Source organism: Kordia sp., assembly GCF_045105435.1.
Lineage (GTDB): Bacteria > Bacteroidota > Bacteroidia > Flavobacteriales > Flavobacteriaceae > Kordia.
Genome location: NZ_JBGCDL010000276.1, coordinates 1 through 12,261 on the forward strand (window position 1 = coordinate 1; position 12,261 = coordinate 12,261).

The window sequence follows — 12,261 nt, forward strand, 5'->3', positions numbered from 1 at the left end:
AATAGTCAGATACTGATTTTCATCAGTATTAGTTCAACTTACATTTTTGATTGCGCCTTATCAGGCTTATCAAAAATGAGTTTCACTAAAATAACAAAGCAGCATGGTTACATACTGCTTTGTTACAGCAATTCAAATAGCGTATTTTGAATAGAAAATTACGTTATTTTTTTTCTGAATTAGTATCCAGGATTCTGATCAGCAACGGTAAGCTCTCCGTTTTTGTCTATTTCTGCAATAGGTATAGGGAATAAATCGTTTTTAGGCGCATATCCTGTTCCAGCTAATTCTGTTGCAGCTCTTCCCCAACGCACTAAATCCCAGAAACGTTGTCCTTCATGCGCAAGCTCTAAGAATTTTTCTTCTACGATTGCATCAAATAAAGCTGTTCCTGCAAGTGATGTGCTTACATCTGCCAATCCAGCTCTGTTTCTCGTTTTGTTTAGTTGTGTACGTGCGTTTCCGTCTTGTCCTGCTTTGTTATAAGCTTCTGCTGCTAGTAATAATACTTCTGCATAACGGAATACTCTAAAGTTTGTACTGTAGTTTAATTCACGAACTCCATCAGAAGCTGTTTCTTCTGCTCTTGAAGCATATTTTACTCTGATTGCTCCTTCATAATCCCAAATAACGCCACCTGTAGCGCTTGTTTCGTCAACATTTCCTCCTGCAGCTACTAATTCGGCTTCCGTAAGTAATGTTGCCGCTTTTCTGGTAGTATCGCCAGCAGCATCAAATGCAGCTGTAAGTTTTGCGGTTGGCAAGTTGAATCCCCATCCGTTTAATAATCCTGTTCCAGATACATCGAAAATTCCGTCTCCTCTAGGTCCCATTAACTGAATGTGTAAGTTACTTTCGTTTCTTCCGCCCCAAGCGATATTACCCCAATCTCTTCCAGAAGTAGATACGAAACCTAATTCTACTAGTGATTCTATTCCAAATTCTGAATTGATTCCCCAAACATCTGCTACGTTTGTTTCTAAATCGTGTAATGGATTTCCAATGACAGATTCAAAGTAAGGAATTGATTCTGGGTATTTTTCTTGGAATACTAATACTTTCCCCATTAATGCTTCAGCGGCTCCTTTGGAGAATCTGAATTCGTCAGCTACTGCTGATTTTGATGGTAAGTTTGCTATGGCATCAGTTAAGTCTTCCTCAACTTGCACATATATTTCTGCTCTTGTAGATTTTGCCAATCCAAAATCTGCTGCTCCTTGTGGAAGCGTTAATCGTAATGGAACATCTCCAAACATTGTTGTTAATTCGAAATAACACCAAGCTCTGATAAATTTAGCTTCTGCTGTTGCTCTGTCTTTGTTACTTAATGTACTTTCTTTTAAGTTTTCAATAACTAAGTTGGCAAGTGCAATGGTACTGTAAAAGTTATTCCATACATTTTCAATAGATCCGTTTGCGGTAGAGATATTAGCATAATCGTCAATATCTTGCAACTGCGGTTGGTCACTTGAGTTTCCTCCTGCAGCATTTGCATCGTCTCCAGGTAATAGTTTTACTAAAAAGGCACTGTGCCAATCTTTACTGTAGTTTAAGTGCATTAAGTCATAAATACCTACGACTGCTGCTTCTACATTTTCTTCCGTTTGGAAGAATGTTTCTAAGTCTTCTACATTTTCAGGTTCATTTGTCGTGAAATCATCACTACATGCCATGAATCCTAAAAATACTACTAAGGCGGTTAAAAAAATGTTTTTTTTCATTTTCAAAAGTTTTTTTTGATTAAAAATCTAGCGCTAGTCCAAAGATCATTCTAGCGGCAGTTGGGTAATATCCTCTATCTACTCCGATGTCATTAAATCCAAAGTTTCCAATTTCTGGGTCTAACCCTCTGAATTTAGTGAAAGTAAAGTAATCATCTAAAGATACGTATAATCTTAGATTATTTACGTGTAATTTCTCAGACATACGTTGCGGCAATGTGTATCCGAATTGAATTTGCTTAATTCTCATATATGAACCATCTTCTACCATCAAATCAGTATCATACGCATCTGTAATTGTTGCTGCTGATGGGAAAGTTGCATTATCACCTGGGTTTTGCCATCTTTCATCAAAGTAATGTACTGGCTTGTTGGTGATAGGTCTTGAAGGTTGGTTGTACGATGTAAAGATCTCGTTCCCCAACGTTCCTTGGTATTGTAAGTTGAAATCAAATGCTTTGTATTGGAAAGCTATATTCCCTCCAAATAATACATCTGGATGTGGGGAACCGATGAATGTTTTATCGGCATTTGTAATGTTTCCATCTCCATCTGTATCTACTCTTTGTAATTCTCCTGTTGTTGGATCGACACCATTTGTTTGGTATCCGAAGAAATACCATGCTGGTAAGCCTTCTGTAAATCTTGTGATTCCGTCATCATTTTGTGGCGCTCCTGCTCCTCTGATTGATGTTCCTTCTGGCAAGAATAAGATTTCCGTTACTTCATTATCTAAAGTAGATAAGTTTGCGTTGATTTGGTATTTGAATTCGCCATCGTTGTTTGCATAGCCAACTTCAAATTCTAAACCTTTGTTTACAATCGTACCTGCGTTGAATTCGTTTGATGTAAATCCTGCTGAACCTGGTGTAATTAAACTACCATCTGACACAATTAAGTCTTCTGTTGTTTTCTTAAAGTAATCAACCGAGAAACGTAATTTGTTTTGTAATGCTCTTAAATCGATACCAAAGTTTGTTTGTGTAGATGTTTCCCAAACTAAGTTCGTATTAGCAAATCCTGTAATTTGCGCGCCACCTTGCCCTAAGTAATCGATTGGCAATCCATTGATGTTTCTTGTGATACTGATTATATCTGAGTTTCCTGCTAGGTTCGATTTGTTACCATTTTGCCCCCAACTTCCTCTTACTTTGAAGTAGTTTACAAATGAATCATCACTCCAGAAATCTTCTTTAGATAATACCCAACCTCCAGAAAATGCAGAGAATGTACCTGCTTTGTTTGCTGTAGGGAATTTATCTGATCGATCGCGTCTTACAGATGCTTCAAATAAATATTTACCTGAATAATCATACGACAATCTACCATACATAGATACTAAGTTATCTCTGAAGGTTACAATATTATCTGTTCTGTCATCTACATTGTATCCTGGTAAATCTAAATCGAATTCTGTAAAATCAGTAATTGCAATTGATCCTGTTCGTGACGAAACTGTGGGCACTTCAAAATCTTCCGCAGAATATCCTGCTAATACAGCGAAGTTATGATTGTCGAACGATTTTGTATACGAAGCAAAGTTTTCCCATAACCAACGTTTTGTACGCACTCTTGATTCTGACATTGTAAATGTTGTATTTTGTGCTTCAGAAGCTACAAAGTAAGGTGTGATTGTGTTTTGATTTGAGAAATCGCCATACTCATATCCAAATCTAGATGTAAACGTTAATCCTTCTAAGATTTTGAATTTACCATATATTGTAGATAAGAACTGATTGTTATCATTTAATGTTCTGTTTACATCTGCTAATGCAACAGGATTTAGTGTTTCTCCCGTTGAGTATGTTGGATATCCGTACACAGCTCCATAACTAGTTGTTAATAAAGGTACATCTGGAAATCCGTTGACTGAAGCTCTGTTAAATACTTCCGCAGGCACTTCTCCCACACCATATTTAACTGGTGTTAATGGATCTAACACCAATGCATTTTGAATAACACCACGTGTGTCGTTATTTTCTTGTACACCTCTTCTTTTTATGAATGAAGTCGTTGCGCTTACACCAGCTTCAAACCATTTAGTAACATCACTTTTTAAGTTTATACGCAATGCTGTTCTTTTGAAAGAAGAGTTTTCTTGAGATACAATTCCATCTTGATCTGTATGTGCTACAGACGCGTAATACGAAACTCCTGCAGCTTCTCCAGACAAACTTACGTCGTAACGTTGCATAAAAGCAGTATCAAACACGGCATCAATCCAATTGGTATCAACTCCGTTGTCTACAACAGACGTAACTCCTGCTTCATTCATATAGGTTACAAACTGAGAAGCATTCATTAATTCAATATCACTTTGCAAAAATTGAGCACCAAGCTGTGAACTAAAGTTTACTTTAACGCCTTTTCCTTTTCCTGTTTTTGTAGTAATGATGATTACACCATTTGCACCTTCTGTACCATATATTGCTGCCGAAGCCGCATCTTTTAATACTTCTAAGTTTTCAATGTCTGATGGTGGAATGTTATCAATATTAGAAACTTTCATTCCATCCACAATAAATAAAGGTTCCGAAGATCCACTTGATCCTGTTCCTCTAATACGAATTCGAGCACCTGAACCTGGCGAACCAGACGAAGATGAAACCGTAACACCCGAAGTACGTCCTTGCAATGCTTGCTCAACTCTTTGGTTAGATACACTTTTAATGTCTTTAGCATTTACACTAGAAATTGCTCCAGTTACCAAGCTTTTCTTTTTAGCTCCATACCCAACTACGACAACCTCATCTAATGCATTTTGGTCTTCTTCAAGGGTAACATTAATTACTGTTTTGTTGTCAACAGGAACTTCTTTTGTTTTGTAACCGACATAGCTAACTACTAAAATAGCGCCCGGTTTTACATTTTTAAGCGTGTAGACACCATCAAAATCGGTGACAGCTCCATTACTTGTTCCCTTTTCGGTGATGTTAGCTCCTGGGATTGGTCCATTAACATCAGAAATAACTCCTGTAATACCTTGTGCAGATACCATACTGAACGATGACAGTAATAGTACAAAGAGAAAGTTCTTTAAAAATTTGTTTTTCATATTAGTTAATTAGTTTGGCTGTTTTTTTAGGTAAAAAGCATTTTTTAAGACTGATTTTTATCAATAATTAAATAAACACATTGTATTATTTTCATCTTTTTAAACAAAAAATCATTTTATTTGCACAAATGTATACTCAATATTAACAATTCTTTAATACAATTTTATCAAATGTCAATATATTTTCTTTAAAATTGTGTTAAAATAAGCTCAGTCATTTATGCAAAAAAAGATTCACAGAGAAATTACACAGCTATCTCAAGCAGATAGCTTTCTCGTATATTCCAGAATAAAAGATGATTTTGATTTCCCATTGCACTTCCATCCCGAATACGAATTAAACTTTATTTATAATGGTGATGGTGTACGAAGAGTAATTGGCGATCACATGGAAGAAATTGGAACATACGAACTCGTACTTGTCGGTCCAAATTTACCACATTGTTGGGAATTGCATAATTGTAAAAACAAAGAAATTCACGAAATCACGATTCACATACATAATGATTTGTTAGATGAAAAGCTATTGTCACGCAGAGTGTTTAAGTCTATTCGAGATATGTTAAACAGATCGATACACGGAATCTTATTTTCAGAGAAAATTACAGCCGAAATTATGCCGAGATTGCTTGAACTCCCTAAAACATCGGGCATTGACTACTTTTTAGAGTTTATTTCTATCCTGCAAGATTTGTCTAATTCCCGAAATCAGAAGCTTTTATCTACTTCTTTTTCAAATTACAACGAATTTGAAAATAGCGACAAGATTAAGAAGATTTACGAGTACATTCAAAATAACTTTCATCGCAAGATTACTTTAAATGAAATCTCAGCATTAATCAACATGACGCCTGTTTCTTTTAATCGATTTATTAAGAGCAGGACAGGAAAAACATTCATCTCTTTTACTAATAGTACGCGCGTAAGTTATGCAACGCGTTTCCTTTTAGAAAGCGATTTAAGCGTGGGAGAAATTGCTTATAAATGTGGTTTTAACAACTTAGCACATTTCAACAGAATGTTTAAAAAGATAAAAAATGCAACACCGAGTGAATTTCGTGCAGCGTTTAACGGAATTCAAAAAGTACTCTGATACTATTTTATCATTTTACAGTAATTTTTATCCTTTTTAGTATAAAAAAATATCATGTTTTGATTATTTATGTACAATTGCACACACAATAATGTCATACATTTACAACACACAACCAAACGAAAATAACAACAATGATTAGACAACACTATCAAATAATAATTGCAGCAGGAATTATGTTTAGTTTTTTTGGATGTGGTGTAAACAAAAAAAGTGGTTCAGAAATGGAAATGGTAAAAATAGTATCAGTAGATCAGAGAGTTGATTCACTGTTAGCAAAAATGACCTTAGATGAGAAAGTAGGTCAAATGAATTTATATAATGGTTTTTGGGATGTAACAGGACCTACACCCGAAGAAGGATCTGCAAAATTAAAATACGAACATCTTAGAAAAGGTTGGGTTGGCGCTATGTTAAACGTACGCGGAACTACAAATGTACAAGAAGTACAACGCATTGCTGTAGAAGAAACGCGTTTAGGAATTCCGTTATTGATCGGTTTTGATGTAATTCACGGATACAAAACCCTGAGTCCTATTCCGCTTGCTGAATCGGCAAGTTGGGACATGGAAGCTATTAGAAGTTCGGCACGTGTTGCTGCAACCGAAGCTTCTGCCGCAGGAATTAACTGGACATTTGCACCCATGGTTGATATTTCAAGAGATCCACGTTGGGGACGCGTTATGGAAGGTGGCGGAGAAGATCCGTACTTAGGAAGCAAAATTGCTACTGCGCGAGTTAAAGGTTTTCAAGGAGACAATTTAACCGATAAACATTCAATAGCAGCTTGTGCAAAACATTTTGCTGCGTATGGTTTTTCGGAAGCAGGAAAAGAATACAACAGTGTAGATATTGGAACTTCTACATTATATAATACCGTACTTCCACCGTTTAAAGCTGCGGCTGATAGTGGTGTAAAAACATTTATGAACTCGTTTAATGAACTCAACGGTGTTCCAGTAACAGGAAGTGAGTTTTTACAGAGAGATATTTTGAAAGGCGAATGGGGTTTTGATGGATTCGTAGTTTCTGACTGGGCTTCTATTAATGAACTTATTTTTTGGGGACATGCCAAAGATAAACGCCAAGCAGCCATTATTGCTGCCAATGCAGGTTCCGATTTAGACATGGAAGGCTATGTATATGTACGCGAACTTGTAAAACTTGTAGAAGATGGTGTTGTTAAAGAAAGTATTGTAGATGACGCTGTACGTAGAATTTTGAAAGTAAAATTTGAATTAGGATTGTTTGACAATCCATATACATATTGCGATCCTGCAAATGAAAAAGAAAACATCGGCCATGCAAAACATCATGAAGCGGTATTGGATGTTGCTAAGAAATCGATAGTGTTATTAAAAAACGAAGGAAATTTACTTCCACTAAAGAAAAAAGGACAAAAAATAGCATTAATCGGGCCGCTTGCAGCCGATAAAAATAGCCCATTGGGAAGCTGGCGTATTGCTTCTGATGATAATACAGCAGTTTCCGTTTTGGAAGGAATGGAAAAGTATACAGGCAATTCTTTAACACACAAAAAAGGGGTAGATTTAGTAGTAGGAAAAACAGCATTTATTGAAGAAGTTGTGATTAATACTACCAATAGAGATGGCATTAATGAAGCTGTAGAAACAGCAAAAACAGCAGATGTTGTTGTCATGGTGTTGGGAGAACATGGTTTCCAAAGTGGAGAAGGTAGAAGTAGAACTAGTTTGGATTTACCAGGCTTGCAGCAAGAATTGCTTGAAGCTGTGTATGCCGTAAATAAGAATATTGTGTTGGTGTTAAATAACGGACGTCCGTTAGCCATTGAATGGGCAGCCGAAAACATTCCTACTATTGTAGAAGGCTGGCAGCTTGGAACACAATCGGGTAACGCCATTGCGCAAGTATTGTACGGTGATTATAACCCAAGTGGAAAGTTACCAATGACATTTCCACGTAATGTGGGACAAATTCCTATTTATTACAATCATAAAAGTACCGGACGACCTACCAACGATAACGACAACGTATTTTGGTCACATTATATTGATATTGAAAACACACCGTTGTATCCTTTTGGACACGGTTTAAGTTATACCACATTTGAATACAAAAACTTCAAAGTACACGGAAATGAATTTACTGTAGGGAAAGACATTAAAGTAACTGTCGATGTAACCAATACAGGTGATTACGACGGAAAAGAAGTAGTACAATTATACATTAGAGATTTATTTGGGAGCATTACGCGACCAGTGAAAGAGTTAAAAGGTTTTGAATTGGTTCACTTTAAGAAAGGAGAAACAAAAACCATCGAATTTACACTTACAAATAAAGAACTTGGTTTCTTTAACAATCAAGGGAAGTATTTAGTAGAAGCTGGTGATTTTGAAGTATTTGTTGGCGGAAGCTCAAATACGATTCTTAAAGATGCATTTACACTAAAATAAGTAATTAATTCTTGTATACACCTGCAAGAATCAATTCATACATTGGTTTATTTATTAATTCGCGAAAAGATGTTCATGTATGTGAGCATCTTTTTTTTGTTTAGATCGAATCCAAAGTATTGTTTTTAAATAATCGATTTTTAAAAATAAAAAGCAGTTGCTTGAAAGGGCAATTTTCAAACAACCACTTTAGAATTTACGAAACTTATGCGTGCTGATGACCAGCATCATGACGTGTGTCATAGTTTACTGGACATTCTATGCAGTTTGTATTTTGAATAGAATGACATTCACAAGCAGAATACAATTCGCTATACCAAACACAGCCTGGCTCTGCTCCTTGTGTATGTACTGGAATAATAGTTCCTGTATCTATTCTTGTGTCATAATTCCCTACATCACCACCATTGGCATAACCACTTCCTCCATAAAGTTTAGAAATACAATTTTTCTTGAGTTGTAATGTTTTTAGATTTCTTTTTTTCATCATAATTAAATTTAAGATTAATGATGTAAAGCAACTCATTTTTACGCAGCAGTAAAAGCAAAGGTGTTGATGCATTATAAATTGTCAATTTCCTTTTTGTAAAGAAATTGCTCAACATTTATACCACACCATTATACATAGCTCCACCGGTTCCACCTGCTTGACAAGCTTCGTGTTCCGATGGTGGTTTTGCTTTGGTAGTTCCTGCATTGGTATGACAATTATGAATTGCCCATGAAGGACATTCTGGCGCTCCAGAAGGATCTACAAACGTACACTCATCAACTGCTAACGAGGTAATATTCGGATCTATATACGATCCTGTATCCGTATTTGGCGCTGGCAACGCTCCTCCAGTTTTTCTGTGCAGCAACGTTAAATTAGATACGCTACACTTATGTAATAATAAGTTTTTTAGGTTCTTTTTTTTCATCTGTTTTACGTAGTTGTTGTTAATAAGTATGGAAGCAAAGAAATATTCGATCAATAAAAAAATTATACTATTGACGCTTTATAAATCGTCAACAAATCAGCCCTTTTCTTTAAGGTTTTTGATGTATTGCGAAGGATAGATTCCTGTGTATGCTTTAAAAGCTCTCGAAAAAGTTTCTTGTCTTTTAAACCCGAATTCATCCGCAATTGCCATAATGGTATACGATTGTAATGTTTTGTTATTTTTCAGTTTTACCAGCGCAGTATTAATTCGTAATTCCGTAATATAGGCAGTAAACGATTTTCCTTTATACGTATTAATTACTTTTGATAAATATGCCGTATTGGTTTCTAATTCTTCCGCCATAAACCCTAAACTACATTCTTTAGATAAGTACGCTTCGTTCTTTTCAAACTTGGTCAGTTTATTTAAAATCGCCTGTACTTTTTCGTCTGATACAATTTCTTTTTGAGTTCCTGTTTTTTGCACCTGATCCTTTTCTAATTCTGATACTTTTGGCAAAAGTGCTTCAAATTTTTTCCGTATACGCTTTCCTCTCGCTCTGTAATACACTATGCTGCTGATTAGCAAAATTAACAATCCTACCGCTGCCATAAGGAAACCTTTTTTGCTTCTAGTTTCTTGCGTAAGCTGTTTTCCTAGCGCATCAATTTCTGTTTCTAAAGGAACTACATCTACCATAATATGCGTTTCATTGTTTAGTTTTAAATCTTCTGCACTTTGCTTCTTTTCTAGCGCTGTGTATTGTTGAAAATGAAACAATGCCTTTTCAGCGTTTTTGGTTTGATGATATGCAAGCGCTAAAAATTCGTGGAGTTCTTTTTCATTCATATCTGCATCATCAGAAGCTTTCATAATGGCATACGTTTTTTCGAAATGCTGAATAGATTCTTTATACAACTGAAGCTGGTACGCGTTCTTTCCTAAGTAAAATAAAGAAGTAATATATAGGTTTTCGTTTTTACCTTCTGCATACGCTTCTACTAGCTTTACTAACGGAATTGACAACTTGTATTCTCCTTTTTGATACCGAATGATGGCTTTGTTCATTAGTAGCGGATAATGTGCCCACGCATCTTGTTCGTCTGTACTTTTTTCAAGTCCTATATTGTTGTACAAGGTGGCTTCCGCTGTGTTTTTTAATCTTAAATACGTGTCTGCAATATGCATTAGCACAAGAAGTCTGTAGTATCTGACATCAGGAGTTTCGTTTAAGGTGTTTAAACGTTTTAGTATGTCTTTATACATTAGTATCGCTTCTTCATAGTCTTTGTGCGTCTTTTTTATCAAGGCAATACTACACAGCGGCAATATTTCATATATAGGTTTGCCTATTTTTTTTGCATATTCTTGTGCTTTTACATAGGTTTTTAGCGCTTTGGAATCTTCTCCTAATTCTAATAATATGTTCCCTTTTAAGCTCATGCATTTGTATAGAAAAAGCACGTCTTTTAAAGGTGTTGCTTGCGTTATGGCAGCTTCAATATGTGTTAATGCAGCTTTATTTTTTTCCAGCGTAAATTCACAATTGGCTATATAATAATCTACTTGTGTCAACTGTTTTGCATCTCCGTTTACAACTGCTATATTTTTTGCCTGTGTTGCATATTCCAATGCTTTGGAAGCGTTATTGTACACATTTTTGGAATAGCGTTTTACCAATTCATCAAATGATACTTCTTCTGTCATTGCGTGTTGTGCATTGGCAAAGCTCAAAAAAGCGAAGGATAACACGAATATTAATTGTTTCATGGGCAGATTCTTTTTTGAAACGAATCGACAAAGAAGTTACGATATTTTTTTTAGTTGGATTGGTCGCTTCGCGCCGTTTTCTGTTGATTTGCCAATTTGTTGATTTGTCAATCTGTTTACAGTACTTTTAAATAAACTTAACCCGTTGTGCATTTATTATAGTTTATTGAAAAACCACAAACCCTATTTTGAAATTTCTCAGTACCAACATCTCAATACTCAATACTAAATTTCCTATATTTGAATTATGAAGGTACGACTAACCGAAGCACAGAAAAAGAGAGTCCTTAACGCACACGATGTGTATAGCGTGATGCAACAGATTTTATTGCGACAGCATAAGATTCGTAGAGCGCAGGAACATTTTTGGGTGGTTGGTTTGAAAGCCGATAATACAATTTTGTTTGTGGAGTTGATTTCTATTGGCGCACAAAATTATGCACATGTATCACCGCCCGATGTGTTCCGTATGGGAATTTACAAACTGGCTGTACGCATGATTTTAGTACACAATCATCCAAGTGGCAATTTGAAACCTTCTGCCAACGACCGAGATATTACTGACCGATTGCTGAAAGTCGGAAAAATGATTAATATTGAGGTGATAGATCATTTGATTATTACCGAAAGTGGCTTTACTTCTTTTAAGGATAAAGGCATTATGGAAGACCTTCGCAAAAGCGGATTGTACGAAATACAAAGTCGTGAGAGCGACCAAATGCGCGAAATGCAATTGCGTTATGAACGTAAGAATGCCAAACATGAAGGGAAATTAGATGTGGCTCGGAAGATGAAAGAGAAAGGTTTTGACATTGATACTATTAAGGAATTGACTGGTTTGTATGTGCGGGATATTAAGGGTGCTTAAAAATACTTTATAGATTCCCTAATAAGTTTGCTTGATAGAACCAATAAGCAACAGAAAAACCGACAATAGTTACCAGGAATAGTGTTCTTTTTTGTAAACTTTTATATTTTTTTTTCTTGTAATCAATAATTAGAAGCCAAAAATATACAAGTATTGACACGCATAAAAGGAGAAGCATGCACCATCCAAGAAAGTTAGGTGTGTATGTCGCCATCTTATAATCTACAGGCAAAAGGAATAAAATAAACGATACCAATACTCCTACGTAAAAAAAAGTATTTATTCTTTCAATTGTCATCTTTTGTTCATTTTTAATTATTACAACCTAGTTCAGTTATTGGCAACTCTCCTTTTAAAACTTTTTTAACTTCTTCCCAATCTGGGCGATTTTTGATT

General features: G+C 35.6%; 8 protein-coding genes. 3 read left to right on the forward strand and 5 right to left on the reverse strand.

Going from position 1 to position 12,261, the window contains the following annotated elements; translation table 11 throughout:
* Positions 1-179: 179 nt before the first annotated feature.
* The gene (locus tag AB8B65_RS14115) at positions 180-1,721 is read right to left on the reverse strand and encodes a RagB/SusD family nutrient uptake outer membrane protein (RefSeq protein ID WP_405301782.1); all 1,542 of its coding nucleotides are present in this window, start codon (positions 1,719-1,721) and stop codon (positions 180-182) included.
* A 19-nt stretch (positions 1,722-1,740) separates the two neighbouring features.
* Positions 1,741-4,776, reverse strand: coding sequence for a SusC/RagA family TonB-linked outer membrane protein (locus tag AB8B65_RS14120; RefSeq protein ID WP_405301785.1), 3,036 nt, complete (start codon positions 4,774-4,776; stop codon positions 1,741-1,743).
* 220 nt (positions 4,777-4,996) lie between these two features.
* Between AB8B65_RS14120 and AB8B65_RS14125 the strand changes: the two genes are divergently transcribed.
* A complete protein-coding gene (locus AB8B65_RS14125; RefSeq protein WP_405301787.1) occupies positions 4,997-5,869 on the forward strand; it encodes an AraC family transcriptional regulator in 873 nt (290 codons plus the stop codon).
* A 134-nt stretch (positions 5,870-6,003) separates the two neighbouring features.
* Positions 6,004-8,304 (forward strand): beta-glucosidase BglX, encoded by a 2,301-nt coding sequence (gene bglX / locus AB8B65_RS14130; RefSeq protein ID WP_405301788.1) that lies wholly within the window; start codon positions 6,004-6,006, stop codon positions 8,302-8,304.
* Between the two features lie 205 nt (positions 8,305-8,509).
* Here bglX and AB8B65_RS14135 read toward each other — a convergent pair whose 3' ends face one another.
* The 3 genes from AB8B65_RS14135 to AB8B65_RS14145 form a co-directional block, all read right to left on the reverse strand.
* Positions 8,510-8,791: a hypothetical protein gene (locus tag AB8B65_RS14135; RefSeq protein ID WP_405301789.1), complete on the reverse strand. Its 282-nt coding sequence runs from the start codon at positions 8,789-8,791 to the stop codon at positions 8,510-8,512.
* Positions 8,792-8,909: 118 nt separating this feature from the next.
* On the reverse strand, positions 8,910-9,224 hold the full coding sequence (locus AB8B65_RS14140) for a hypothetical protein (RefSeq protein WP_405301791.1): 315 nt from the start codon (positions 9,222-9,224) through the stop codon (positions 8,910-8,912).
* 96 nt (positions 9,225-9,320) lie between these two features.
* Entirely contained in the window at positions 9,321-10,997 is a 1,677-nt protein-coding gene (locus AB8B65_RS14145) for a helix-turn-helix domain-containing protein (RefSeq protein WP_405301793.1), read from the reverse strand.
* 247 nt (positions 10,998-11,244) lie between these two features.
* Between AB8B65_RS14145 and AB8B65_RS14150 the strand changes: the two genes are divergently transcribed.
* Positions 11,245-11,865, forward strand: coding sequence for a JAB domain-containing protein (locus AB8B65_RS14150; RefSeq protein WP_405301795.1), 621 nt, complete (start codon positions 11,245-11,247; stop codon positions 11,863-11,865).
* Positions 11,866-12,261: the final 396 nt, after the last annotated feature.